The sequence below is a fragment of the Glycocaulis abyssi genome (assembly GCF_041429775.1).
Taxonomy (GTDB): domain Bacteria; phylum Pseudomonadota; class Alphaproteobacteria; order Caulobacterales; family Maricaulaceae; genus Glycocaulis; species Glycocaulis abyssi.
In genome coordinates, this window is the sequence record NZ_CP163421.1 from 1,326,111 (window position 1) to 1,353,108 (window position 26,998).

21 protein-coding genes are annotated in these 26,998 nt (G+C 64.7%); 11 read left to right on the plus strand and 10 right to left on the minus strand.

What is annotated here, in order from left to right; genetic code table 11:
• The first annotated feature begins 1 nt into the window (after position 1).
• Both edd and eda read left to right on the plus strand, forming a co-directional pair.
• Complete coding sequence (gene edd / locus AB6B38_RS06485; RefSeq protein WP_371394962.1) at positions 2-1,867, plus strand: phosphogluconate dehydratase; 1,866 nt, start codon at positions 2-4, stop codon at positions 1,865-1,867.
• Positions 1,864-2,502 (plus strand): bifunctional 4-hydroxy-2-oxoglutarate aldolase/2-dehydro-3-deoxy-phosphogluconate aldolase, encoded by a 639-nt coding sequence (gene eda, locus AB6B38_RS06490; protein WP_188452016.1) that lies wholly within the window; start codon positions 1,864-1,866, stop codon positions 2,500-2,502. Before edd ends, eda begins: the two co-directional genes overlap by 4 nt.
• 12 nt (positions 2,503-2,514) lie before the next feature.
• Here eda and AB6B38_RS06495 read toward each other — a convergent pair whose 3' ends face one another.
• Entirely contained in the window at positions 2,515-3,342 is an 828-nt protein-coding gene (locus AB6B38_RS06495) for a 2-keto-4-pentenoate hydratase (protein ID WP_188452015.1), read from the minus strand.
• 273 nt (positions 3,343-3,615) lie between these two features.
• Here AB6B38_RS06495 and AB6B38_RS06500 point away from each other — a divergent pair, with 273 nt between their 5' ends.
• The 4 genes from AB6B38_RS06500 to AB6B38_RS06515 are packed head-to-tail and all read left to right on the plus strand — an operon-like array spanning position 3,616 to position 8,034.
• Complete coding sequence (locus AB6B38_RS06500; protein ID WP_371394963.1) at positions 3,616-5,241, plus strand: pectate lyase; 1,626 nt, start codon at positions 3,616-3,618, stop codon at positions 5,239-5,241.
• Positions 5,242-5,250: 9 nt separating this feature from the next.
• Positions 5,251-6,255 carry a TRAP transporter substrate-binding protein gene (locus AB6B38_RS06505; RefSeq protein WP_371394964.1) on the plus strand — a complete coding sequence of 335 codons (1,005 nt, stop codon included), beginning with the start codon at positions 5,251-5,253 and terminating at the stop codon, positions 6,253-6,255.
• On the plus strand, positions 6,248-6,751 hold the full coding sequence (locus AB6B38_RS06510) for a TRAP transporter small permease (RefSeq protein ID WP_188452012.1): 504 nt from the start codon (positions 6,248-6,250) through the stop codon (positions 6,749-6,751). The genes AB6B38_RS06505 and AB6B38_RS06510 overlap by 8 nt, the downstream gene beginning before the upstream one ends.
• Positions 6,751-8,034: a TRAP transporter large permease gene (locus tag AB6B38_RS06515; protein WP_371394965.1), complete on the plus strand. Its 1,284-nt coding sequence runs from the start codon at positions 6,751-6,753 to the stop codon at positions 8,032-8,034. The genes AB6B38_RS06510 and AB6B38_RS06515 overlap by 1 nt, the downstream gene beginning before the upstream one ends.
• On the opposite strand, the gene AB6B38_RS06520 is transcribed toward AB6B38_RS06515, so the two are convergent.
• From AB6B38_RS06520 to AB6B38_RS06545, 6 genes are all read right to left on the minus strand, one after another.
• The gene (locus AB6B38_RS06520) at positions 8,031-8,396 is read right to left on the minus strand and encodes a methylglyoxal synthase (RefSeq protein ID WP_188452010.1); all 366 of its coding nucleotides are present in this window, start codon (positions 8,394-8,396) and stop codon (positions 8,031-8,033) included. The genes AB6B38_RS06515 and AB6B38_RS06520 overlap by 4 nt on opposite strands.
• A 75-nt stretch (positions 8,397-8,471) precedes the next feature.
• Positions 8,472-11,207, minus strand: coding sequence for a TonB-dependent receptor (locus AB6B38_RS06525; RefSeq protein ID WP_371394966.1), 2,736 nt, complete (start codon positions 11,205-11,207; stop codon positions 8,472-8,474).
• A gap of 230 nt (positions 11,208-11,437) precedes the next feature.
• Positions 11,438-12,196, minus strand: a complete 759-nt coding sequence (gene kduD / locus AB6B38_RS06530) for a 2-dehydro-3-deoxy-D-gluconate 5-dehydrogenase KduD (RefSeq protein WP_188452009.1) — start codon at positions 12,194-12,196, stop codon at positions 11,438-11,440.
• Positions 12,197-12,207: 11 nt separating this feature from the next.
• Positions 12,208-13,056 carry a 5-dehydro-4-deoxy-D-glucuronate isomerase gene (kduI, locus tag AB6B38_RS06535; protein ID WP_371394967.1) on the minus strand — a complete coding sequence of 283 codons (849 nt, stop codon included), beginning with the start codon at positions 13,054-13,056 and terminating at the stop codon, positions 12,208-12,210.
• A 25-nt stretch (positions 13,057-13,081) separates the two neighbouring features.
• Positions 13,082-14,536, minus strand: coding sequence for a glucuronate isomerase (gene uxaC / locus AB6B38_RS06540; protein ID WP_371394968.1), 1,455 nt, complete (start codon positions 14,534-14,536; stop codon positions 13,082-13,084).
• Between the two features lie 106 nt (positions 14,537-14,642).
• Entirely contained in the window at positions 14,643-15,722 is a 1,080-nt protein-coding gene (locus AB6B38_RS06545) for a LacI family DNA-binding transcriptional regulator (protein WP_371394969.1), read from the minus strand.
• 169 nt (positions 15,723-15,891) lie between these two features.
• Between AB6B38_RS06545 and AB6B38_RS06550 the strand changes: the two genes are divergently transcribed.
• From AB6B38_RS06550 to AB6B38_RS06570, 5 genes are all read left to right on the plus strand, one after another.
• Entirely contained in the window at positions 15,892-17,406 is a 1,515-nt protein-coding gene (locus AB6B38_RS06550) for a UxaA family hydrolase (protein ID WP_371394970.1), read from the plus strand.
• Between the two features lie 20 nt (positions 17,407-17,426).
• Positions 17,427-19,886, plus strand: a complete 2,460-nt coding sequence (locus tag AB6B38_RS06555; RefSeq protein WP_371394971.1) for a PfkB family carbohydrate kinase — start codon at positions 17,427-17,429, stop codon at positions 19,884-19,886.
• 77 nt (positions 19,887-19,963) lie between these two features.
• Positions 19,964-20,437 (plus strand): MaoC family dehydratase, encoded by a 474-nt coding sequence (locus AB6B38_RS06560; RefSeq protein ID WP_188452003.1) that lies wholly within the window; start codon positions 19,964-19,966, stop codon positions 20,435-20,437.
• A 178-nt stretch (positions 20,438-20,615) separates the two neighbouring features.
• Positions 20,616-21,470 (plus strand): hypothetical protein, encoded by an 855-nt coding sequence (locus AB6B38_RS06565; protein WP_371394972.1) that lies wholly within the window; start codon positions 20,616-20,618, stop codon positions 21,468-21,470.
• 120 nt (positions 21,471-21,590) lie between these two features.
• The gene (locus tag AB6B38_RS06570) at positions 21,591-22,712 is read left to right on the plus strand and encodes a nitrilase-related carbon-nitrogen hydrolase (RefSeq protein WP_371394973.1); all 1,122 of its coding nucleotides are present in this window, start codon (positions 21,591-21,593) and stop codon (positions 22,710-22,712) included.
• A 132-nt stretch (positions 22,713-22,844) separates the two neighbouring features.
• On the opposite strand, the gene AB6B38_RS06575 is transcribed toward AB6B38_RS06570, so the two are convergent.
• Genes AB6B38_RS06575 through AB6B38_RS06585 form a run of 3 tightly spaced genes read right to left on the minus strand, consistent with a single transcriptional unit; the run spans position 22,845 to position 26,963 of the window.
• On the minus strand, positions 22,845-24,182 hold the full coding sequence (locus AB6B38_RS06575) for a flavin monoamine oxidase family protein (protein ID WP_371394974.1): 1,338 nt from the start codon (positions 24,180-24,182) through the stop codon (positions 22,845-22,847).
• Entirely contained in the window at positions 24,175-25,641 is a 1,467-nt protein-coding gene (locus tag AB6B38_RS06580) for a sodium/proline symporter (protein ID WP_371394975.1), read from the minus strand. The genes AB6B38_RS06575 and AB6B38_RS06580 overlap by 8 nt, the downstream gene beginning before the upstream one ends.
• Positions 25,642-25,667: 26 nt before the next feature.
• Positions 25,668-26,963, minus strand: coding sequence for an APC family permease (locus AB6B38_RS06585; RefSeq protein WP_371394976.1), 1,296 nt, complete (start codon positions 26,961-26,963; stop codon positions 25,668-25,670).
• Positions 26,964-26,998: the final 35 nt, after the last annotated feature.

The following is a 26,998-nucleotide window of genomic DNA, read 5'->3' on the forward strand; positions in this document are numbered from 1 at the left end:
AATGCCCGCCCCGCTCCATCCTGTTATCGAGGAAGTGACCGCCCGCATCGAGGCGCGCAGCCGCAGCACGCGTGCGGCCTATCTCTCCCTCATTGCCGAGGCCCGCAAGGACGGGCCGCAACGCAAGATCCTGTCGTGTGGCAATCTTGCTCACGGATTTGCCGCATCGGGCGAGGACAAGGAAAAGCTGAAATCGCTGGTCTGGCCGAACATCGCCATCGTGACGGCCTATAACGACATGCTGTCGGCGCATCAGCCACTGGGTGCCTACCCCGACATTATCAAGGCCGCGGCGCGTGAAGCCGGTGCAACCGCCCAGATTGCCGGCGGCGTGCCGGCCATGTGCGACGGCGTTACCCAGGGCCAGGCCGGGATGGAGCTGTCGCTCTTCTCGCGCGACGTCATCGCCATGGCGACCGCTGTCTCGCTGTCTCACGACATGTTCGATGCAGCGATCTGCCTTGGCGTATGCGACAAGATCGTGCCGGGCCTGCTGATCGGCGCGCTGCGTTTTGGCCACCTGCCCGTGCTGTTTCTGCCCGCCGGGCCGATGCGCTCGGGCCTGCCCAACACCGAGAAGGCGCGCATCCGCCAGCTATACGCCGAAGGCAAGGCCGGACGCGACCAGCTGCTGGACGCTGAAAGCGCCAGCTATCACAGCCCCGGCACCTGCACTTTCTACGGCACCGCCAACTCCAACCAGATGATGATGGAGCTGATGGGACTGCACCTGCCAGGCTCTGCCTTCATCAATCCGGGCACGCCCCTGCGCGAGGCCATGGTAGAGGCCACCGCAAGGCGCGCAGCGAAAATCACCGCGCTGGGGCAGGACTACCGGCCCATCGGCGAGGCCATCGACGCGCGCGCGATCATCAACGCCATTGTGGGGCTGAACGCGACCGGGGGCTCCACCAATCACACCATACATCTCGTTGCGATCGCGCGGGCGGCGGGCCTCATCATCAACTGGGACGATTTTGAAGACATTTCCCATGTCACGCCGCTGCTGACGAAAATCTATCCGAACGGTCCAGCCGACGTGAACCATTTCCACGCGGCAGGCGGGATGGGCTTTCTGGTCCGCGAGCTTCTACAGGCTGGCCTGCTGCACGGCGATGTCATGACGCCAGGTGCTGACAGCCTTGCCGATTTCGCACGCGAGCCCTTCCTCGAGGGTGAGACGCTGGTCTGGCGCGACGCACCGGCGGAAAGCCTTGACGGCGATGTACTGCGCCCCGCCAGTGACCCGATTGCCCCCGATGGCGGGCTGCGGGTGGTGGCCGGGACGCTGGGACGGGCCGTGGTGAAGGTCTCCGCCGTCAAGCCGGAGCACCGCCGGGTCAGCGCGCCTGCTGTCGTTTTCGACACCCAGGACGATCTTCTCGCCGCCTTCAAGGCAGGCAGGCTGGAGCGCGACTTCGTCGCCGTGATCCGCTTTCAGGGACCGAAGGCCAATGGCATGCCGGAGCTGCACAAGCTGACGCCAACCCTGGGTGTCCTGCAGGACCGGGGCTTCAAGGTGGCGCTGGTTACCGACGGGCGCATGTCGGGCGCATCCGGCAAGGTGCTGGCCGCCATCCATGTCTGCCCGGAAGCGCTGGACGGCGGCCCGATAGCCCGTGTGCGCGATGGCGATGTGATTACGGTCTGTGCCGATACGGGTGTGCTGTCGGTGGATGTCCAGCCGGACGAACTTGCAGCGCGCGCGGCCGCCATTTGCGATCTGACAGCGAGCCATCGCGGACTCGGACGCGAACTGTTCGCCGGCTTCCGCCAGATCGCCAGCAGCGCCGAGGAAGGCGCATTGTCCATTCCCGGCCTGTGCGAGCCTGCCTCGCCCAGGCCCGTCACGGAGACTGTCGCATGAACACCCCGCCCTCTCTGGACGCCCTTATCGATGCGGCAAGCGTTATTCCGGTGCTGGCCGTAAAGCGGCTGGAAGACGCCGCGCCGCTGGCAATGGCTCTGGCCGCGGGCGGGCTGAAGGTCATCGAGCTGACCTTGCGCACCGATGTGGCGCTGGACGCCATGAAGGCCATGCAGGACGCGGCTCCGGAGCTGATCGTCGGCATGGGCACAATCCGCACACCGGAGCAGGCGCGGGCATCGGCCGAGGCGGGCGCGTCCTTCCTCGTCAGCCCCGGCCTGACGCCGGAGCTGGGGGAGGCGATGCTGGCGACCGGGCTCGCCTGCCTGCCGGGCGTTGCCACAGCGGGCGAGGCGATGGCCTCGCAGGCACAAGGCTTTGAGGTGCTGAAATTCTTTCCCGCAGAGCCCGCAGGCGGCATCGCGTATCTGAAGGCGCTGGAGGGTCCCCTGCCCGATATCCGCTTCTGTCCGACCGGCTCGATCAGCCGGGAGAAGGCGCCTGACTATCTGGCCCTGACGAATGTCGTGTGCGTGGGGGGGTCCTGGATCGCCAGCCCCGGCGATATTGATGCCGGCAACTGGACCGCCATCACGGCGAATGCCCGCGCCGCCGAGGCCATGAAGGGACGGTAAGGGGCTGGCAGATTACGCCGTCACCTTGGCCGGGATGGCGCCCTCGGCGGCCACCAGCCGCACCGCTATCTGGCCATGCGGGCCGAAATCGGCAATCGACGACGCGCCTATCGGCGCCTCGTGTACGCCCGTTGCAGCCCCCGTCGACACATAGTCGCCGGCCTTCAGCTCGATCCCGCGCTTGCGGCACAGATCGATCAGGAAGCACAGCGCCGCGAGCGGTCCGCCAGGGATCGCAGCCGCATTGGCAGCGCCCACGGTCTTGCCGTCAATGTCCACCCGGGCGGTCAGGCCGGCCGGGTCGCACTCGCGCCAGTTTTCAATCGCCGCGCCGACAATAAGCCCGTTATTATTCCCGAAATCGCTGATCACCGACATCGGGCCCTTGTCATTGATCCCGGCAAACGGACTCGACGCGATCTCCACCCCAACGTGCAGGCTGTCAACGATACCGGCTGCTGTATCGGGCGTCACGGGAATGCCGGCATCCAGCCCCGATGCGAGCCGGAACACGAACTCGGCCTCGACAGCGGCAAAACCGCCATCGAAGACCGGCATGTCATGAACATGCCCGTGCCGGTCCTCGACAATCTGCCGGGCGAAAATCGGACCTGCCAGCCGGTCGGCACCGGCGCCGGCCCGGAAGGCAGGCATGATGAGACCGATCTTCCATCCGCCCACCCGGTCCGGCCAGCCGGCAATTGAACGATCCTGAACCGAATAGGCTTCATCCAGCGTCTCAGGCAGCGCGCCGGGAAACGATTTCAGGGCACCACCCCGTCTGCGGGCAGCCAGGAAAGCCGCTGATATGGCTTCTATATTCGCGTTGCGAGCCGTCAATGGCACGTCCCTTTTCATTCCTGCCCCGAGCGCGCCGCATGGTTGCGAGCGCGATATCTCCTGCCGGTGCGGTTTTGCGCATTGAGGGCTTCCGTGATCGGCCAAGAGCCGCTAGGCTGTCCTCATGGTAACCGGTGTCATTGAGAGGCATACTTACGAACACCGGCGCATATGGCAAGCCCGATTTGCAAATCAGGTGATTTTGCGCCGGGCCGGAAAATAATGATGATGCTTCCAGTTCGGGATAACGGGCGGGAGCGGGAGGAGACAAAAATGCGCAAATCTTTCGCTGGCATAGCTGCCATCGCCTTTCTCGCTGCCTGCTCGCCTGAACCGGCTGGCAATAGCACCGGTGAGGCCACCTCTCCCGCGGCGGAGCGCACCGGCCCGGCACGCACATCGCCCGAACAGGCTGCTGCCGCACTGGCCGCCGCTGCCGCCCGGCCTGACCGGGTCCCGGCCGCGCCCGACATTCCCCCGCTGAGCGATGAGCCCGCCCCCTGGTTCGTGCCTCCGGGCAGCATTCCCGCCTTTCCGGGCGCGGAAGGCTTTGGCCGCTATGCTATCGGCGGGCGTGGCGGACGCGTCTTCAAGGTGACAAATCTCAATGATTCCGGTCCCGGCTCCTTGCGTGAAGCCGTGGAAGCGGACGGTCCGCGCATCGTGCTATTTGATGTCGATGGTATCATCCGGCTGGAAAGCCCGCTCATCATCAGCAATGACTTCATCACGATCGCAGGCCAGAGCGCGCCGGGCGGCGGGATCACGTTGCGCGACCATGATCTCACGGTGAACGCGAACCACGTCATCATTCGCCATATCCGCTCGCGCATGGGCAATGAGGCAGGCCATGAGGACGATTCCATCTCCATACGCGGCGGCCACCACATCATCCTCGACCACGTATCGGCCAGCTGGGCGATCGACGAGAATCTTTCCGCTTCACAGAGCTATGATCCCGAGCGCGGCGGCAATCACCTCTCCAACGTCACCGTTCAGTGGTCGATCATCTCCGAAGGGCTCTACCGGGCCGGTCATGAAAAGGGCGACCGGGGCTATGGCAGCCTGATCAGGGGCAGTCATGGCGCGCGCTATTCCTGGCTGAACAATCTGTGGGCCCACAACCATTCGCGCATGCCCCGCGTGGGCAATTACGCCACGCCCTACACCGACCCTGAAGGCGTGCTCTTCGATTTCCGCAACAATGTCTTCTACAACTGGGGGCACGGCGCGGAGACCGATTTCTGGAACTGGACGCCTGCGCGCGACACGTTCGACTACAGAGCCGCGCAAGGGCTTGTAAGCGACATGCTCTATGGGCGTGAGGGCTTCGACTACCACCACGCCGCCGGCACCGATCTCGATCCCGCCTCGGTGGCCCGCTACAACTTCGTCAACAATGCCTATGTGCAGGGCCCGGACACTCTGGGGCCGGTCATCTTCTACATGCGCAACGTGACGGGCCGCGCCTTCTTTGAAGGCAATACGGTCGATGGTCAGCTTATGCCCCAGCTCAACCTGGTACGCTCTGCCGCGCCGGACCGCACCTTCGTGGACCGGGCTTTCCCCGCCGGCGAGGTAACGACGGTTTCTGCCGGAGATGCCTATGAGCGCGTGCTGGAGCGCGCCGGCGCCTCCTTCTACCGCGATGCCATCGATGCCCGCGTGATCGAGGAGGTACGCACCCGCACCGGCATCATCCCCGATAGTGCGGCGGATGTCGGCGGCTGGGTGGACGTGCCGCAAGGCGAGCCGCGCACCGACTCCAATGGCGATGGCATTCCCGATGAATGGCTGATCGCACAAGGCATCGACCCGCAAGGACCATGCCGCGCCAACGAGACCGGCGAGGACGGCTACACGCTGATAGAGCGCTGGTTCAACAGCCTGGCCGAATAGGGGAACGTCATGGCAAGGCTTACGCGCCGCGCACTGACAGGCGGACTGATGGCAGGCAGCGCGCTTGCCGCCGCCGGTTGCGGGGAAATTTCACGCCCCCTCTTTTCCTCGGACACTCATTCCAGCGACTACCCCACCGTAGAGGCTGTGCGAATGATGGGCCGGCTGCTGGAGGAACGTTCCGGCGGGCGGCTCTCCATCCGCATCTATTCAGGCGGCCAGCTGGGCTCGGAGCGCGACACGCTGGAACTGACCGTGTTTGGCGGGCTGGACCTGAACCGGGTCAATCTGGCGCCGCTCAATGCCTTTGCTCCGGAGACGGTCATCCTGTCCCTGCCCTTCGTGTTTCAGTCCGAGGCCCATATGCGCGCCGCGCTGGATGGCGCGCCCGGTCAGGCCGTGCTGGATGCGCTCGAACCGCACGGGCTGATCGGGCTTTGCTTCTACGATTCCGGGGCGCGCAGCTTTTACAATACCCGCCGCCCCATCCGCACGCCCGGCGACATGCGCGGGCTTAAGATACGTGTCCAGAACTCCGACCTCTATGTCTCGATGGTCGAGGCACTTGGCGCCAACGCAACGCCCATGGACCTGTCGGAAGTCTATCAGGGCCTGATGCAAGGCGTGATCGACGGGGCGGAGAACAACTGGCCGTCCTACGAGTTGACACGCCATTTCGAAACCGCGCCCTTCTACAGCCTGACCGGCCATGTCATGGCACCTGAAGTGCTGGTGATGAGCGCGCACCGCTGGCGCCAGCTCAGCGCCGATGACCGCGCGCTCGTCCAGGCCTGCGCGCGCGAATCCGTGCCCTTCATGCGCCAGCTGTGGGACGCGCGCGTGGCCGCCGCGCGCGAACGCATCACCGCCGCCGGTGTCGAGGTCAACGCGGTCGATGATGTCGGCGCGTTCGCCGATCTGATGCGCCCGGTGTGGGAGCGCTTTGTGCGTACTCCAGCCCAGCAACGCCTTCTCGACGATATCCGCAACATGGCCGGAGGGGCCGATGCTTGACCGTTTCGCCACGATTACACGCTGGCTGTCCCGCCTGCTCATGTTCATCGGCGCCACCGGCATTGCCGTGATGACCGCGATCATCGGCTGGCAGGTCTTCGGCCGTTATGTGCTCAATGCCAGCCCTGCCTGGACCGAGCAGGCCGCCCTGGTCCTGATGGTCTGGTTTGTCATGTTCGGCGCGGCGGCCGGCGTGCACGAGGGCTTTCACATCCGCATCGGCGCGTTTGTGGAAGCACTGCCCGTGCGCATCCGCACTGTCTGCCGGGCTTTCGCCCTGCTGATCATCGCCGCATGCGGCGTGGCTCTTGCAATCTGGGGCACACAGCTTGTGCGCGAGGTGTGGAGCCATGTCATTCCCACGCTCGGCATCTCGCGCGGCTTTGCCTACATGCCCCTGCCCGTCAGCGGCGGGCTGATCACGCTTTTTGCCATTGAACGTCTCGCCGAGCTTGCTGCCGGGCGCGAACGCGGGCGCATGGAAGGACGTGTCTGATGGAACTCGCCATTCTTCTGGGCACCTTGCTGCTTCTTCTGGCCATCGGAGTGCCCGTCGCGTTTGCATTGCTGGGCGCGACACTGGTCGCCTTCCTCGTGCTCGACTTGCCGGCCGTCGTCGCCGTGCAGCGCATGGCATCGGGCATGAGCGTGTTTTCGCTGATGGCGATACCCTTCTTCATCTTCGCCGGTGAACTGATGCACCGGGCCGGTATCGCCGCGCGCCTTGTACGCATCGCGGAAGCGGCCTTCGGGCGTTCACGCGGCGGGCTGGGCCAGGTCGATGTCGGCGCGTCCATGCTGTTTGGCGCAGTGTCGGGCTCGGCGGTTGCCAGCGTCTCGGCACTCGGCTCCACCCTGATGCCGATGATGAAGGAAAAGGGCTATGACACCGACTATGCGGTGAACGTCACCTCAACCTCGGCCGTGGTGGGCCTGCTCATCCCGCCCTCCCACAACATGATCATCTATGCGGCGGCAGCCGGTGTCGGCGTCAGTGTCGGCGAGCTATTCATCGGCGGTATCATTCCCGGCCTTCTGACCGGCGCCCTGCTAATGTTCGTGGCCTGGCTGGTTGCGGTGAAGCGCAACTATCCGCGCGGCGAGTTTCCCGGCTGGCCGGCCTTCGTGGCCGCGTTTGCCGCCGCCCTGCCCGGCCTGATGACAGCCGTCATCATCGTAGGCGGCATTCTGGGCGGCTTCTTCACGGCCACCGAATCCTCCTCCATCGCCGTCATCTACACGCTCACGGTCGCCGTTCTTGTCTATCGCTCGCTCAGCTTCAGGGCCTTCCTGGAGGCCACGCTGGCCGCCGCGCGCACGACCGCCATGGTACTCTTCATCATCGGCGCCGCTTCCGCGTTCGGATGGGTGCTGGCGATACTCGAAACGCCCTCCCAGCTGGCCGCCCTGATCCTGTCGGTCACCGACAACCCCATCCTCATCCTGCTCATCATCAACCTCATCTTGTTGCTGCTGGGCACCTTCATGGACATGTCGCCGCTGATCGTGATCACGACCCCCATCTTCCTGCCCATCGCGGTTGGGCTGGGTATTGATCCTGTGCATTTCGGGGTGATCATGATGCTCAATCTCGGCATCGGGCTGGTCACACCGCCCGTGGGCTCTGTATTGTTCGTTGGCGCGGCCGTCGGCGGCATGCGCATGGAGGAGACCGTGAAGACCATCTGGCCCTTCTACGGCGCACTGGTCGCCGCCCTGATGGCGATCACCTACCTGCCCTTCCTGACCATGGGCCTTGTCGAGCTGATGCGCGGCTAGCCGCGGATGACCGCCTCGGCGCTGGCCCGGTTCAGGGCCAGCGGTATGTCGTACAGCACGGCCAGGCGCGTGAGCGCCTTCACATCCACATCGTGGGGCTGGGGGCTCATCGGATCGGTGAAAAAGACGAGCGCGTCCAGCCGGCCCTCGCAAATCATCGCGCCAAGCTGCTGGTCACCGCCCAGCGGACCGCTTTTCAGCGCGTTTACCGCCAGCGCGGGATAGGCCTCCATAAGTCGCCGGCCGGTCGTGCCGGTAGCAAAGAGCGTCAGCGCCGACAGGCGTTCACGATGCGCCCCCACCCAGTCCAGCAGCACCGGCTTGCAGGCGTCATGGGCGACCAGCCCCAGCGTTGTGATCACGTTTGCCACTCCACACAAAGAAAACCCCGGACCAGCGTACTGGTCCGGGGTCAAAGGGGCTACTATCGGGAGAGATCAGTAGCGATAGCGGACACCGAACAGATATTCGCGGCCGGTATGATGGTAGACTGACACGCGGTTGGCGCTGTCCACATACTGGCTGTTGAACTCGTCGGTGAGATTGATCCCGTCAAAGGTCAGCGTCACGCGGTCGGTCAGGTTGTAGCGGATGGCCGCATCCACATTGAACGTGCGCTCCTTGCCTTCCTCGTCATTGCCGTTGCGGCCCGGGAACTGGGTCAGATAGGGGTCACGCCCGTTGAAGGACACACGCGCGCTCAGGCGCTCGTCCTCGTAATAGAGCGTGGCGTTGTAGGAATTGCGCGACAGGCCCGTCAGCTGGTTCGAACCGGCCGCCCCGTAATTCACGTCGGAGTCCACCCAGGTGTAGTTCATCACTGCACCGAAACGGTCGAACGGCGCAGGCAGGAAGTTGAACGGGCGCACCCACTGGACTTCCACACCGCGGAGATCCCCGCCTTCCCCATTGATATTCCGGCTGACATCAACCAGCGGATCCAGATTCGCGGCAAGGTCACCGGCCAGCGGTGTGCCCGACGGCACGGCGCTCGCGGGAAGGCCGGTCTGGCTGAAGGGGATGGTGTCGGTCGCGCGGGCCACGAAGGATTCGATATCCTTGTAGAACAGCGCCACCGCGAACAGGGACTCATCCTCGAAATACCATTCCGCGCTGAAATCGTAATTGTTGGCGCGGAACGGATCGAGACGCGGATTGCCGTAATTCACGGTGTAGGCCGTACCCGAAACATTGCCGCCCGGCGTCAGCGCGCCCAGTGACGGGCGGGACATGACCTGGGCCGCACCGAAGCGCAGCACCATGTTGCTCGTCGGCTCAAGGGCGAGGTTGAAGCTGGGAAGCGTGTCTGTGTACTCGTTGTCCACCGTCACCTCGACGCCGGAGATGATACCGGTCGAGCTGGTCTCGGTGCGCACGACACGCACGCCGAAATCACCGCGCACCGGCATGCCGCCCCAATCGGTGCTGAAGGCCGCCTGCAGATAACCGCCCAGATTGTCTTCCTCGACATTGCGGATATTGCCCGTCTGCGGCACCAGCGGACGCTGATAGAGGCCAACCATGTCAGCCACCACGCCGACATCGGGAATGGCCCAGCTCGTCACATTGCCAGAGGGCATGCCAAGCCCGTTGCCAAAGCCGGTTACCTGGGTGGCCATGGCCGCCGTCACCGGCATCCACTGGGCCGCCGGCAGCAGCAGGTCACGCCGGCCTTCCCAGCTGTCGAACTCATAGCTCTTCCAGTTCACCCCGCCGCGCAGCGTGAATATCTCGTTGAGGTCGAACTCCGCATTGAACTGCGCCGTCGTGTAGGTGTTGTCGACATAGTTCGGACGGTCCCGATACTCGGTCAGCTGGTAATTGGTCGGGTCATTGACATCAAAGCCCCAGTCAATGGCGGGGGTCCGGCTGTTCTGGCGGTAGTCGTAGGAGAACCCGTCTGAATCGAAGTTCGTGAACAGGATGGTCGACTGGACCGGGTTGGAGAAGTTCGACTCCGAACGGCCGACGACACCATCCACGCGGAAGCGGCTGGTGAATTCGTGGGTCAGCGAGAGCGTGAACTGCGTGAACTCCGTGGTCAGCTCGTCATAGCGGTGCTCGGCGTAGATATCGTTATTGTCGAACACGCCGTAAATGAGATTGTTGTTGGCATCGATCTCATAGGCGGTAACGATCTGGGCGGGCTTACCCACCAGTTCCGGGGTGGCGCTGCCACCGCGCGAAAAGGAGAAATTCTCCAGGAACTGCTCCGAGCGCGTAGCGTCAAACCGGGAATAGAGCGCATCAAGGCTGATCTCGGTCACGCCACTGGGTCGAAATTGCACCGAGCCCGTCACGCCCAGCCGCTCCTGGTCGTGGACCAGCCGGCCATAGCGCGGGATACGCGGGTGGAACGCATTATTGACCGCAGCTTCCTCCGCCGGCGTGACGCAGGCCGTGCATCCGCCAAAGCTGTTGGCGTTCTGCCAGCGCACCGTGGAATGACCTTCCTCAAGCTGGGCGCGGTCGGAATAGGCCAGCGAAAGCAGCCAGCCGAACGTGCCATCGGCATTCTGGTCCGAGATAAGGCCTGTCAGCCGCGGATTGAACTCCTCCGAGAGGTCGTTCCAGCCGACTTGCGCACCGGCAGCTACGGTAAAGCCGTCATAGTCGAACGGGCGCGCGGTGCGCAGATCGACCGTTGCGCCAAGCGAGCCTTCATCAACCGAAGCCGACTGGGTCTTGCGGATCACGACGGACTGAAACAGCTCAGAAGCGAAGGTGTTGAAGTCGAACGAACGCGAGCGATTGCCGCCGCCGGAGGAGTCCGTCCCGCCGGTCACGCTCAGCGCTTCCATGCCGTTGATCCGCACCCGCGAGAAATCCGGGCTGAGGCCACGCACAGTGATCTGCCGGCCCTCACCGGCATCACGGTCGATGGCAACACCCGGAAGACGCTGGATCGCCTCTGCCAGATTGAGATCAGGGAAGGCGGCAATGTCATCGGCCACGATGGCATCAACAACGCCGGTCTCCTCCCGCTTTACCGCTGCTGCAGCCTGAAGGCCAGCGCGATAACCGGTCACGGTGATGGTTTCTGTCGGCTGACTGGCCGCCTCGGGCGCCTCCTGGGCCACAGCCGGTGCGGAGAACATGGCCGCAGCCAGACCGAGCACGGATGCGCTGGTCAGCAAGGAGCGCGCACGCGCCATTCCATTGGTCCTGGACATTCCTCTTCCTCCCCTTTGGCAGCTGTTTGCAGCTTGCCTTGATTTTGGTTTCGAACCCTAGCGGTCTGCGTATGACACCGGTAGCAATTTTGCGGACACGCATTGCCGCTTCACATGCTTCCCGTTGTCAGCGCGTTACGCGTCAGAATCCTGCAAACTATGACTGAAAATGACACCGGTATCAATAATGCGAGCCAATTTTCTTTGATCCGCCGATTTATCAATTTGTATCAACGGGCTAGCCAGCCGCCATCGACCGCGAGCACCGTGCCATGGACATAATCGGCCGCAGAGGAAGACAGAAAAACGGCGGCTCCGCCGAGGTCTTCAGGAGCGCCCCAGCGGCCCGCGGGAATGCGCGCCAGTATCTCTGAATTGCGCGTCTCGTCCGCACGCAACGCCTCGGTATTATTGGTCGCGAAATAGCCTGGCGCGATGGCGTTCACATTGATGCCCTTGCCCGCCCATTCGTTGGCGAGCAATTTCGTGAGGCCCGCCACACCACTCTTTGATGCCGTGTAGGAAGCGACGCGTATTCCGCCCTGAAAGGACAGCATGGAGGCAATATTGATGATCTTGCCGCCCCTGCCCGCTCCAACCATGTGACGGGCAGCCGCCTGGGACAGGAAGAACGCCGCCTTCAGGTTCACATTCATCACCGAGTCCCAGTCGTCCTCGGTGAAGTCGAGCGCGTCATTGCGCCTGATGATGCCGGCATTGTTGATGAGAATGTCGACACCGCCCAGCGCCGCGACGGCATCTGCCACCACACCGCCGGCAACAGACGTGTCGCCAAGGTCGGCCCTGATCTCTGCAAAGCGCCGCCCGGCCGCCTCCACCAGCTGGCCAGTCTCAGCAGCGCTGGAGCGCCCGGCGGCAGCAATGTCGGCTCCGGCGTGCGCCAGCGCCACGGCCATCGCCTGGCCAAGACCGGTATTGGCTCCGGTGACAAGTGCGGTCTTTCCCGCCAGTGAGAACGATGCGGCCATGCGAAAGCCCCTTATTTGAGCTGGCAGATGTCGAGGACGTTCATATCGGTATAGTCGAGATTCTCGCCCGCCATCGCCCAGATGAAGATGTAGTTGGAAACACCCGAACCCATGTGGATCGACCAGGGCGGGGAGATCACCGCCTCCTTGTCGGACACCACGATGTGGCGGGCATTGTCGGCCTCGCCCATGAAGTGGAAGACGCGGCCCTTCTCGCCCAGCCCGAAATAGAAATAGATTTCAGAACGCCGGTCATGCAGGTGCGGCGGCATGGTGTTCCACACGCTGCCGGGCTTCAGAATAGTCATCCCCATCAGCAGCTGGGCTGACTGGCACACGCCCGGCACCACGAACTGGTAGATCGTGCGCTGATTGCTCTCCTCCATCGTACCACGCTCCAGCGGGGTGGCCTCGGCGATGGAGATTTTCTTCACCTCATACGCCGCATGAGCCGGACAGGAAACAAGGTAGAACTGGGCAGGCTTGTCCGCCGATGCGCTCTCGAACACCACCTCTTTCACACCCATCGGGATGTAGAGCGCATCCTTCTCGGCCAGATCATGGCGTTTGCCGTCGACCTTAATGGCGCCGGGCCCCTCGCCCACATTGACCGCCGCCATCTCGCGGCGTTCGAGGAAGGGATGGCCCTTGGCCGATTCCGGTTCGGTCTGGACAGGCAGCGCAAGCGGCTTTCCAGCCGGCGCCGCACCGCCGATGACAAAGCGTTCATTGTGCGAGTAGACCAGAGTGACCTTGCCGGACTCGAACAATCCGTCAACGAGATAGCGATCGCGCAATGCGTCATTGCTTGCCCCATCCATCATGTCGGGATGGGTGGCTTGCAGCGTTTTGCTGAACATGGGGATTCCTCCAGATTTGCAGGGGTCAGGCCGGCCGCCGGGCCGGTGCCATCGTCTCGTTTGCATCAATTCGGTAAGCAGATCGGGCAAGCCCGCAGGCAAGGTCGGCGGCAAGCTCGGCTGCCTCGTCAATCTCCAGCCTGTGCTCGGCCACCAGGCGGGCCAGGAAGCCGCAATCCACACGCCGCGCCACATCATGGCGGGCCGGAATGGACAGGAAAGCGCGCGTGTTGTCGTTGAACCCGACCGTGTTGTAGAACCCGGCAGTTTCGGTTGTGTGTTCGCGGAAACGGCGCATGCCTTCCGGGCTGTCATGGAACCACCAGGCCGGTCCCAGCTTCAGCACAGGATAATGGCCGGCCAGCGGCGCCAGCTCGCGCGCGTAGGTGCTTTCATCGAGCGTGAAAACGATGATGCCAAGCTCACGCTCATTGCCGAACCGGTCGAGCAGCGGTTTCAGCCCCCCCACATAATCGGTCCGGGTGGGAATATCGGCACCCTTGTCGCGGCCATGACTGGCGAACAGGGCGGCATTGTGATTGCGGAACGAACCCGGATGGATCTGCATGACCAGCCCGTCTTCAAGGCTCATCCGCGCCATTTCGGTCAGCATCTGCGCCCTGAACAGCTCGGCCTCGCGCGCATCCGCACCGCCTTTCACCACCTTTCCAAACAGCGCCGCCGCATCTGCCGGCGAGAGGTCTGCCGTGGCGGCTGTCGGATGCCCGTGGTCGGTGGATGTGGCCCCCGCAGCGATGAAGTCCTCGCGGCGCACCCGGTGCGCCTCCAGATAGCCCTTCCAGCTGAAGACATCCTCGTTCGTGATCTCGCCGAACGCCTCCAGCGCGTCGGCAAATCCGGGATACTCAGGGTCAATTACGGGATCTGGACGATAGGCCGTGACAACCCGGCCACCCCAGCCGGAGGACGCAATCGCGTGATGATGGTCGAGAGAGTCGACCGGCGATTCCGTAGTCGCGAGAAATTCGATGCCGAACCGGTCAAACAGGGCCCGCGGCCGGAACGCGTCGGTCTTCAGCGCTGCATCGATGACATCGTAATAATGATCGGCCGTCCGGGCGCTCAGGCGCACATCAATGCCGAACACCTCCACGAACACGTGGTTGAGCCACATTGCCGACGGTGTGCCCCGGAAGAGGTGAAAATGGGCGGCAAATGTCCGCCATGCCTGCCTGGGATCAGTATCGGGAGGGCCGGCCCGCGACGGCACGCCGAGCGCCTCTAGCGGCACACCCTGGCTGTAGAGCATGCGGTACAGATAATGGTCGGGCGCCAGCAGTAGCTGCGAAGGATTGCCGAACGGCTCATTGTCGGAAAACCAGGACGGATCCGTGTGGCCGTGCGGGCTTATGATCGGCAGATCACACACGGCGCCATACAGCTCGCGCGCAATCGCCCGCAGCGCCGGGTCAGCGGGTAACAGCCGGTCAGGGTGTAGCGATAGCGGCCGGACGGCCATGGCTTTCCTCCCCGGTCTCGCATTCTCGTGCCGGTTTCTCCATATCTTTGGTAACCGGTGTCATAAAATATTTCAAGGTTCGCAGCGCGCACCGTCTACGGCATTATCAGCGTGGCCTGGCGGTGGATTCCCTTACTGCCAGCCCCGGCCGGACTTCCGGATGCCGCGCGCTGGTGTCGCTCTCGGCGTTCGCCAGCACGATCAGCTTTTCAGCCGCGAACCGCCCCATGTCGCGGATTGGCAGGCGCACGGAAGTCAGAGGCGGCCACAGGCGTGCCGCCATCGGACTGTCATCATAGCCGATGACCGACAGGTCGCCGGGTATGGAAACGCCAGCATCGCGCGCGGCGGTATAGACACCGGCTGCCATCTCGTCATTGCCGGTGAAAATGGCGGTTGGAGGGACATCCATCGCGAGAAGCTTGCGCGCGCAGGCAACCCCGGAATCGTATGTATACGCCCCTTCCACCACATAGCGCTCTTCAAGTTCCAGCCCCCGCTCGGCCAGCCCTTCGGCAAACCCGCGGCGGCGCTCGTGAGACGAGCGGAAGCTCGGCAGGCCGCTGATGAACGCCACGCGGCGGTGCCCCAGATCGGCAAGGTGCCTGGCGGCTTCCGCCGCGCCAGCGGCATCATGAGTGACAATCATGCGCTCGGCATCATCCAGTGATACCGAGGCAACCCGCACATAAGGGCAGTCGAGATCGCGCAGGATCGCCACCAGGTCATCATCTTCCGACACAGAAGGTGTCAGCACCACGCCAAACAGCTTCAACTGCTCCACAAAAGCCTGAACCTGATCGAGGAAGCCCGGACTGGCCCGGTTACAGGGATGAACTACCAGCTCCAGTCCTGAATCGCGCACCGCATCGAGAATGCCCTGCTGGACATTGACGACATATTGCGGGTTCGGATTGTCATAGATCATGCCGATCAGGAACGAGCGGCGGAAGGCCAGCCCGCGCGCCTGGGGGTCAGGCCGGTAGCCCAGCTCCTTGATGATCGCATTGACCTTGTCACGGGTTTCGACCTTCACGAAGGGCGAACGGTTGATGACCCGGCTCACAGTCTTTTTCGATACACCGGCCAGGCGCGCGATATCATTGATCGTGGCGCGCTTGCGCGCTGAGGGTGCGCCAAAGGCATTATCGGAACCGGGTTCGGAACGCGGGCGCCTGCTGGTCATCGGAAAATCCTGACGAATCTGGACGGGATCGTCCCCCTACGGCATAGCACGGACCGCGAGCTTTCTGCCAAACCCGCATCGTGCACCGCCCGCTGCATCGGCCGGCGGACGAGAGCTTGACCCATCATGACACCGGTTTCCATACTGGGGCTGCTGAAGGGGCGATCGAATGAACCGCACGGACACCATGACCGGGATGGACGCGTTGCGCGTCAATACCGCAGACAGCGTTGCCGTCGCCTTGCGCGACCTGTCTCCCGGAGAGAAAGTCCGCCTCGATGACAAGGTTTTGGTGCCGTCCTCGGCAATTGCCCGCGGGCACAAGATGGCGCTCTGCCCCGTGCGCGAGGGCGCACCGGTGCTGCGCTATGGCTGGCCTATCGGACTGGCCAGCAAGGACATTGCGCCGGGCGATCACGTTCACACCCATAACCTGACCACCGCCCTGCAACCCGGCGGCGCCCTCATCTACACCGCCGATACGAACATACACGCTCCGGGTTCGCGGCCGCTCGACCGGACATTTGCGGGATACCGCAGGCGGGGCGGCGCTGTTGGAACACGTAACGAGATATGGATCATCGCAACGGTTGGATGCGTCGCACAGACGGCACGCCGGATCGCGGGCAGAGCGGCGGCCCGGCACGGCGACGGCCTTGATGGCATTCACGCCATTACACACCCGTTCGGATGCTCCCAGCTTGGCGGAGATCTTGCTGACACGCGCGCCATACTCGCCGGCCTGGCCTCCCATCCCAATGCAGGCGGCGTGCTGATCGTCGGTCTGGGGTGCGAGTCCAATCAGATCGAGGCACTGCTCGCCGCAGCGCCGGGGCTCGACCCGTCCCGGGTGCGCATCTTGCGCGCGCAAAGCGCCGCGGACGAGCTGGAGGAAGGCGTGGCACTCGCCGGCGAGCTGGCAGAGATCGCCAGGCACGACAGACGCTCGCCCTGCCCGGTCAGTGATCTGGTGATCGGTGTGAAATGCGGCGGGTCAGACGGGTTTTCCGGTCTTACCGCGAACCCGCTGGCCGGACGCATGACCGATATGGTCACCGGCGCTGGCGGGACCAGCATCATCACCGAGATCCCCGAGATATTTGGCGCAGAGCACCTTCTGATGAACCGCGCGGCCGATGAAGGCGTGTTCGCCGCGGGCGCGCGGCTGGTGGAAGGGTTCAAGGCCTACTTCACCGATAATGGCCAGCCCGTTCATGAAAACCCGTCACCGGGCAATATCGCTGGCGGCATCACCACGCTGGAGGAAAAATCCCTCGGCGCGGTCCAGAAGGCCGGGCAGGCGGCACTGACCGATGTCATCGCCTATGGTCGGCGTGCAACCCGCCCGGGCCTCACACTATTGGAGGCGCCCGGCAATGATGCGGTGTCGTCAACGGCGCTGGCCTGCGCCGGTGCGCAGATCATCCTGTTCACGACCGGCCGGGGCACACCGCTGGGTTTCCCGGTCCCGACTGTAAAGATCGCATCTACTTCCAGCCTGGCGGAGCGAAAGGCGCACTGGATCGACTTTGACGCCGGACCCCTCCTGACCGGCGAGAAGATGGAGATCGTGGAGGCCCGGCTGTTCGATCTCGTTCTGGCGGCCGCGTCTGGCCAGCCCACCCGCAATGAGCATAATGACGAGCGCGAGATCGCCATCTGGAAGCGGGGCGTCACGCTGTGAGCAGGCCGCGGGGAAATATCATGCTGCACGCCCTGCCGGCCCATGTGGCGCGCCCTGCCTATGACAGGACACAGCTTCAGCCCGGCATTGTGCACATCGGACCGGGCGCGTTCCATCGCGCGCACCAAGCCGCCTTCATCGATACCCTGCTGCACGATGATCCGCGCTGGGCGATCACGGCGATTGCCCTGCGCAGCCGGGACACGACCGATACGTTACGCGCGCAAGACGGGCTGTTCACCCTGAAAACGCTGGGGCCAGCTAGCTGGACCCGCGTGATAGGCGCGATCCGTGATGCCTTCAGCGCGCAGGACGATCCGTCCGGTACGCTCACCGCTCTTGGCGCGCCAGCGACACGCCTGATCACCCTGACCATCACCGAAAAGGGATATTGCCTCGACGGGAACGGCCAGCTTGACCTTAGCCATCCCGACATCGTTCACGATATCGCGCGGCCGGACGCCCCGCGCAGCGCAATCGGCTGGCTGGTGGCCGGGCTGGCCCGGCGCAAGGCCGCCGGAACGCCGCCGCCTGTCGTCATGAGCTGCGACAACCTGACCGATAACGGCAGCCGGCTGCGCGAAGCCGTCGTCCGGCTGGCCCGGCAGTCCGACACCGGGCTTGCCGGCTGGATCGAGCGTCACACCCTCTTCCCACGGACCATGGTGGATTCCATCACACCGGCAAGCGATCCGGCTTTCCTCGACGCGCTGGAGAGCGAGCTGGGCACGCGCGACGACGCCGCCGTCTGCCGCGAGGTGTTCACATCCTGGGTCATCGAAAATCTGGATTGCGAACCCGTCGCCGCGCTGGGCCGGGCAGGCGCCGTCCTGACCAGTGATGTCCGCGGGCATGCCCTTGCCAAGCTGCGCGTGCTGAACGGGGCACACTCCGCGCTTGCCTGGATGGGACTGGCCCTTGGCTATCAGCGGGTAAGCGAGGCAATTGCAGATGACTGGCTGGGCGCCAGCATTGCAGAGATGATCGGCCAGGAAATCCTCCCCGGCCTGGCGCCTGTTCAGGGGCTTGACCCGGACGCTTACGCGCAAGGTGTGCTGGCGCGCTTTGCCAATCCCGCCATCAGCCACAAGCTGTCGCAGATTGCCTGGGACAGCTCGCAGAAACTGCCTGTGCGCCTGCTGGGCACCGTTGCTGACAACCTTCAGGCCGGGCGGCCGGTTGTGCACCTTGCCCGGGCAGCGGCAGCCTGGATGCGCTTTGTGGTGCGGGCCGCAAGGGAGGGTTGGGCTCTCACCGATCCCCTGCAGGAGACATTGCTGGTGGCCGGCGGGACTGCACCGGAGACCCCGCGGGCGACACTGCACGCTTTCTGGAGATGGAACAGGTCTTCCCGCCTGGCCTTGCGCGAAATCCGGACTTTCGCAGCGCACTGTCGCGCGGCTACGGTGACATCCTCAAGCTGGAGCGTGGGTTACGGCCCTGATCCGCGTATATGGAGTATGCAAATGAGCCGTTACCTCAACGCTGCGGCGTTCGGCGAAGTGATGTTGCGCCTGAGCGCACCAGGGCGCGAGGCATTATTGCATTCACACCGACTCGAAACCTGGTTCGGCGGCGCAGAAGCCAATGTTGCTGCCGGCCTTGCCGCGCTGGGACACCGCGCGCGTATCATTACCGCGCTGCCGGAAAACGCTATCGGGGATGCGTGCACCGGGGAGCTTCGCCGCTCTGGCCTGGACACCTCGCACATTACCCGCACCGCCGGGCGGATGGGACTCTACTTTCATACCAGCGGCGCGATGCAACGTCCCGCCGAGATCATCTATGACCGCGCCGGATCTGCCTTCAGCCAGATGCCGCCGGGCGCGTGGGACTGGAAAGCCGCGCTGGACGGGGTGGACTGGCTGCATCTTTCGGGCATCACCCCCGCCCTCGGCGCCGGGCCGGCACAGGCCGCGCTCGACGCCGCGAGAACGGCGCGCGAGCTGGGTGCCAGCGTGTCCTTCGACGTCAATTACCGGCCCATGCTCTGGGGCGGACGCGAAAAAGAGGCAAGCAGCATTCTCGCCGCCCTGGCCACCCACGTGACCGTACTGTTTGCCAGTGCCGGTGACCTCGCCCGCATCCTGCCGCTGGACCAGACCGGCGAGCCGGAAGCCGATTTTGACAACGCGGCTGCGGCCGCCTTCGCCCGGTTTGACGGCCTTCAGCATGTGGCCACCACCTTCCGTCAGTCGCGCGGCACGCTTGACCAGACCCTTCATGCCCGGCTCGCCAGCCGGAGCGGCACGGCGAGCGCCGGACCGGAAAGCCTCGCCGGTATTGTAGAGCGGATTGGTGGCGGCGATGCCTTCGCTGCAGGGCTGATTGACGGGCTCGCACATGGGCTGGACCCGCAAACGGCCCTTGCAGACGCGCTCACAGCCATGGCGGTGAAGCATTCCATGCCCGGCGACATGTGCACTGTACGCCGAAGCGACATCGCTGCCTGGCGCGAAGGGCGTGACCTGAAGCGCTAGAGCGGATTTCGCCGAACGCAAAGCAGTTTGCGGGGCAATTGAGAACCCGAACTGCCTGCAAGGTAAGGAACAACCCGATGACGACACAGGCAGGACACCCGTTTGGCCTCGAACCCGGCAGCGCGATGGGCGTGTCCGGCTGGACGCGGCTGACGCAGGAGGATTTCAACGTTTTCGGCAAGGTCACGCGCGATGAAGACCCGATGCACACCGATCCTGATTGGTGCGCGGCGCACGGTCCCTTCCCGACAACGATCAGCTTCGGCTTTTTCACCCTTTCCCTGCTGACCGGTTTCAGCCATCAGGCCAGCCCCTGGCCGGAAGGCGCCTATGCCATCAATTACGGATTTGACCGTATCCGCTTCCTCGCGCCCGTGCCGGTCAATTCGCGGGTGCGCGGGCACTTCACCTTTCTGGGCGCCGAGGCGCGCAGCGATGGCGGCTTCCTGACGCGCATGGAGGTAACCGTCGAGATCGAGGGTGTGGACAAGCCCGCGCTGGTGGCCGAATGGCTGGGCCTTGTCTACCCGCCTGACGCGCAAATTCGCTAGCCCGTCCGGAACCACCGCGCCGCACCCGGCGTTTCCCTGCTGATCATCATTCGCAGGGCGCGGTCCATCCCGCGCGAGGAGGCACCCGGACATGGGCAAGGCAATACTGATGTGGTTCCTGGGGGTGCCGATCCCCGTCATCATTCTCATCCTGATCCTGTTCTAGGAGGCGCACGACATGACCGATGCATCCATAACAGCGCCCGCAACCACCACCACGCCCGCCCGCTGGACCGGTCCGGCCATCAACTGGTCGGCCGTGTTCGCTGGCGCGTTTGCCGCTGGCGGACTCACCATCATCCTGGTCATTCTGGGGGCGGCATTCGGCTTTGGCGCCATGTCGCCCTTCGCCGGCGACGGGCTGTCCGCCACAACGATCAGCGTCGTGACAATTGTCTGGCTGATCTTCACGCAGATCTTCGCCTCGATCGCGGGCGGCTATATTGCCGGGCGCACACGGCTGCGCTGGTCCATCCACGCTGATGAAGTATTCTTCCGGGACAGCGTGCACGGCTTTCTGACCTGGGCTGTGGCCAGCGCCTTCATGTTCGCGGCCGCCGCGATCGCTGCCGGCGGCGGCGCACTGGGCGCAACGGCCGTGACTGCTGCTGCGGTGCAGGCTGAAGACGGCGTGCCCGCACCGTCCACCATCATCACCGACCGGCTGTATCGGGCGCCCGGCGCCGACCCCGAAACGCTCGCCACGGCCCGGCAGGAGGCAGACCGCTTTGTCGTGCGGGCCATCGCCGACCCGGAGTCCGTCACTGCCGAGGACCGCGCCTGGCTGGTGGAGGACGTGGCCGAGCGCACCGCCATCGGCGTCAACGAAGCCGAGGCCCGCGTCCAGGATGCGTTCGCCCGGATGGACACGGTCCGCGCCGAGGCACGTGAAGAGGTCGACAATGCCCGCGCCGCCAGCGCAACGCTCGCCATCGCCACGGCACTGGCCATGCTGATAGGCGCATTTGTCGCCAGCGCCGCAGCCGTTTTCGGCGGCCGCGAGCGTGACGGACTGGAAGACCGGCTGGTATAATCCTGACCTGTCCACCGGTCTTCACAAAGGGCGCAGCTTCCCCGGGCTGCGCCCTTTTTCTTTGTTTCGAAACCCGTCACAGTGATCGTGAGCAAGCCCGCTAAGCGCCGGAGATCCACCATGCCCCGCTGGCTGATATTCTTTGCCTGCATTGTCATTGCCGCCCTGGCGGGATGGTCGTTCTGGCGGGCCCTGCCCGCGCCGGATGCGCCGGTTGCCGATCCGATTGTGGTCAGCGAGACCGGCAGCCGCACGAATGCCAATCTCATCGCCGTTGAGCCGGTCATGCGGGTCGAGGATTACACCAGTGCGCAAGCCTTCCGGGCGCGGCTGGCCGATTATCTCGACGCGGCGCGCGAGGCGGGGGTTCTGACACCACAAACGATAGCCGTCTTCCCCGAACATATCGCTACCTGGCTGGTCGCCGCAGACGCGCCGCGCGCAGTTTACCGGGCGCGCAGCGTTGACGGGGCGATGATTGCGCTCATCGCTGCCAACCCTCTGCCCTATGCCGGTTCGCTGCTGGCGAGCGCCGAGCCTGACCGCGCCGCTGCCGCCGTGTTCCGCATGCGCAGCGCCGATATGGCGCAGGCCTATCAGGCCGCTTTCAGCGCGCTGGCCGAAGAGTACGCCATCACTATCGTCGCCGGGTCGGTGGTGTTGGCAGGCGCCCGCATCGAGGCCGGCGCAATAGTGGCGGACACGGATGGCCCTTTGGAGAATGTCGGCGCGGTGTTTGCGCCCGATGGCCGGGTCCATGGCGCGCTGGTGCGCAAGGCCTATCCCATTCCGTCCGAGGCGGGCTTCACCGCTGCCGCCACTCTGGAAGATTATCCCTTATTCGAGACGCCCGCCGGACGGCTGGGCGTGCTGATCTGCGCCGATTCCTGGCACCCGGACGTCTACGCAGCGATCGACGATGCCGAGCTGTTGGCCGTGCCCGCCTTCCTGCAGCCCGGCGATGTGTGGGATGCGCCCTGGGGCGGCTATGTGACGCCCTGGCCCGATGATGTGCCGCGCGGCGAGGCTGGCCGTCTGACCGAAGGCGAGGCCTGGCAGACGCACGCACTCGCAGGGCGCCTGCAGGACACATCGGCCCGTGCCGGCATCACCGCTTTCCTGGGCGGCTCGCTCTGGGGCATTGGATCAGACGGGGCGGCGATTGCGGTTGACCGCGAGGGCATCCACACCGCCAACCGCACGAGCGGCGGTCAGGTATTGGTGCTGTGGGTGGGGGAGTAAACCTTACCCATTTCGGCCCGCTTGGCCAACAACCGGGTTCCCGGGCTTGACCCGGGATCCACGGGTTACGCCCGGCGCCAGACTATGGGTCCCGGCTCGGGGACCGGGACCCCGGTGTTGCCCGATCATTGATCAACCCAAAGCCGCCCTTACCTCGTCTGCCGCACGCGCGCCCGCTTCCAGCGCGCCTTCGATATAGCCAAAACCCTGAACGGCGGTCTCGGTGCCCGCGACATGGATCGGGCCAATGGGATCGCGCATATTCTGGCCCAGCGTGGTCCAGACGCCGGGACCAAGGATGGAGGCGTAGCAGCCGCGCGTCCACGCATCGCTGGTCCAGTCCTTATCGGCATAGTCGATGGGCGAGCGCGCCTCGTCTCCGAAGAAACCGGCAAAGGCATCCAGCACGGCGTCACGGCGCGTCTCCGCGGAAACTTGCGACCAGCGGCGTGCCTCCTCGCCTTCGATGAAGCCCAGCAGCAGACCGGCAGACCTGCCCTGTTCTGTATTGTCGAAGGTCACGCGCACGGCGAGATCACCGCCCACCGCCTGCCCGGAAAGGCCGCTCTCCCGCCAGAAGGGCCGCGCATATTGCGCCACGCACTTGATACAGGCCCCGGCGGGCATGCGCCGCCAGAGCGCATCACGGTTTGGCGGCAGCGCCGGGTCAAAGCGTATGCCCAGCGCCTGTGAAGGCGGGAGGGCGAGGATCACGCGTCTGGCGCGCCAGCTCTGGCGGCTGGTGGTGATGGTGACGCCGTCCTTGCCCCAGCCTATTGCCTGCACGGCTTCGCCATAGCGCACCACATCACCCAGAGAAGCCGCCACAGCGGTCGCGAGCCCGCCCATACCCCCATGCACCCGGTCCTGCTGCGCGCCGCCTGAGACGGACAGGAGCGCGTCCAGCGAGCGCCCCGAGCGCGCATAGAACAGCGCATGCAGCAAGGAGAGCTCATGCGGCTCGGCGCAGAACACCGCCCCGATGCCGATGGTGAACATCTCGCGGGCGCGCTTCGTGAACGTGTGGCGTTTGAGGAAGTCTGCCACCGTGATCCGGTCCCACATCTGCGCTTGCGGGTGCGTCCAGGGTTCAGCCGGATCCAGCTGGCGCGCCATCGCCTCGAAACGCGAGAGCGCGCGGTTCAGGTCCAGCAATACAGGGATGGAAAGGCTGGGAATGGTGCCGCGATAGCGCTTCAGGCGTCCGGCGCGTACCAGATGATCCCCCTCATCCCAGAGCGGGTAGGTAATGAAGCCCATCTCGGCGATCAGGCCATAGAGCCGGTCCTGTCCGGGACCGGCCCATTGCCCGCCCAGATCGGTCTCATCGCCATTGGCAAATGTGTGAGTGAGCACGCGCCCGCCCGCGCGCTCGCGCGCTTCCATCACCACCACATCATGGTCCGGCGCCAGGCGGCGCGCCGCCTCCAGCCCGGAAAAGCCCGCACCGATGATGACGACATCATGCATGGGCAGGCCGCCTCCACGCGAACACGATCACCAGTGGCAATAGCCAGGGCACCACGCGCTCGAACGGTGAGCCGGGAAGCGCCGCCAGTCCGGCGAGGAAACCGCCCAGACCGCCCGTGCCTTCCAGTCCCACACCCCTGATGAGGAAGAAGAGCGCGCTCATGCCAAAGCCCAGCGCCATGGCCGCCAGAATGGCGCCGGTTGCCGGCTCCACGCGCGCCACACGGGCCACCACGATGGGCCCGAAAGCCGCGCCCAGCGCCGACCAGGAGAACAGCACCCGGTCGAAGATCGTCGCCGGGATGGCCAGCGCCATGACAACCGCCGCGGCGCACAGGGCCGCCATGACGATGCGCGAGATGAGCACTTCCCGGCCCGGATAGCGCTTCGAGACGCCCATATCGTGGGAAACCGCCGCCGACGTGGCGATGAGCAGGGAGTCCACTGTAGACATCACGGCAGACAGCACGGCGGCAATGATGATGCCGGCCAGCACCGGCGGCAGAAGCTCCCCGGCGAGCGTGTAGAACAGCGCCTCGCCCTCCTGCCCTGCGCCCAGCAGCGCGCGGCCCGAGAGAGCCAGCGTCACCATGCCGGCATAGACGATGACGCCCCAGCCCATCGACACGGCAAAGGCGCGCTTCCTTGCCGCCTCGCCCTTTACGGCCATCAGACGGCTCATCAGCTGCGGCTGGCCGAACGTGCCAAGGCCGATACCGGCGACACCCAGCGCAAAGCCGATAAAAATGAAGATGGCGCGGTTGCCCGTGAAGGACATATAGCCGTCGGGGGCATTGGCCTGCAGGGTGGTCCAGACCTCCGCCGGGCCTCCCGCCGCCATGAGCGCCAGAACGGGCAGCAGAATGGCGATCAGGGCCATCATCGCGCCCTGCAGCGTGTCGGTGACGCTGACCGCCCAGAAGCCGCCCAGAAGCGAATAGATGAGGATGATGCCTGCCCCGATCAGCACGCTTTCCATCCGTCCCAGCTGGAACTGGTTTTCAAAGGCGATGGCCGCCGCACCGAACTGGGCCGCGATGTAGAAGATGAAGCAGAACAGGACCAGCAGCGCCGCCGCCCATAAGATGGCCGTGCGGCCTGTGCCTTTCGCGCGCGCGGCGAGGAAATCTCCGAGCGTGACCTGATTTTCGGCAGCGCTTTCGGCGCGAATGCGCGGCCCGAACCAGACCCACATCACGACATAGCCGCCAAGAATCCCCGGCACCATCCACAGCGCGGACAGGCCAACCGCGTAGACGAAGCCGGAAAACCCCAAAAGCACCCAGGCCGACGAGGTGGAGGCCGCGTAGGAGAGGCCCGCGACCCACGGCCCCAGCCCGCGACCGCCCAAGAGAAAGTCTGTCTCGGTGCGGTTCAGGCGCGAGGCCCAAAGACCCACGCCGACCAGCACCAGCTTGTAGGTCACCAGCGTAATCAGTACGGCCAGTTCAGCGTTCATGTCCCTCCCCCGTCTTGTTCTTTCGCTCAGGCGCGGCGCGCATTCACAAACTGCATCAGCATGTAGATGACGGCCCCTGCCAGCAGAAACGCCGCCGTGATCGCCATGGAGCGCAGTGGCACCTGGCTAAGCAATACCAGCGATCCCAGCACCGCCAGCACCGGGATCGTCCAGCCCAGCGGCAGGCGCATCGGCTTTTCGGTCTCGGCAGGCAGGGCGCGCACGCGCGGCATGGCCGCGATGCAGCCCACATAAATGAGCACACGCACGAAGGCGCTCATCGCGGCGAGCGCGAAGAAATCACCCACCACGGCGAGGACCGCAGCCAGCACGGCAAAGAAAATGATGGAATTGGCCGGAACATGCGTGCGCTCATCCACCTTGCCGAACCAGGCCGGCAGGGTCTTTTCCAGCGCCAGCGCGTAGGTCAGGCGCGGTGTTGTCACGACCGTGCCGGTGATATTGCCGCCCACCGAGACGATCACGCCCAGCGTCAGGAGAAGCGCGCCTGCAGGGCCGAACAGGATCGCCCCGGCATCGACCAGCGCACGCTCCGAACTGGCAAGGTCAGGCACGACCGCCACGCACACGATCTGGATAACCACATAAAGCAGGGCCACCACGCCCAGCGCCCAGAACAGGCCGAGCGGCATGGCCTTGCCCGGTTCGCGCGTTTCGCCTGCCGGGATGACGGCTGCCTCCCAGCCGACAAAGGCGTAGATGACCAGCAGAACGGCCGCGCTCCATTGCGCGCTTGCCGGGAAGCCGAGCGAGTTATCAGGAAATATCGATGGATTGATATGGAACAGGCCCACCAGCGCAACCGCCAGCAAAGGCAGGAATTTCAGTATGGTGAGGAGCCCCATCGCGCGCATGGCGGGCTTGGCACCTGCGATATTGATACCCGCCAACACGGCGATGATCGCGATGATGACCAGAATGCGCAAAGGCCCGCTCTCAAGCGCGGGCACGAAGAAAGCGATGGAGGCCACCATCAGGTTCACGTTCGCGGCAAAGGCGGTGATGCGCGTCGCGTAGACGGCAAGCCCGGTTTCAAACCCGGCAAACTTGCCGAAGGCGGTGCGCACATAGAGCACCGGCCCGCCGGTGGAGGTGAAACGGCTGGCCAGCTCTGCATAGCAGGCAACAATAAGGCCCAGCAGGACCGCGCAGACCACATAGACCAGCGGGCTCCAAACGCCCACCAGCGCGGCCGCGCCGCCGGGTACGGCGAATATCCCGGCACCGATCATGCCATTGACGGCCAGAAGCCAGATGCCCCGCGCCGTTATTTCCCGTTGGAGTTTTTCGCCGCCAGCCATCCCGCCCCCGCATTACTGCCGGGTGCGAGACTGGT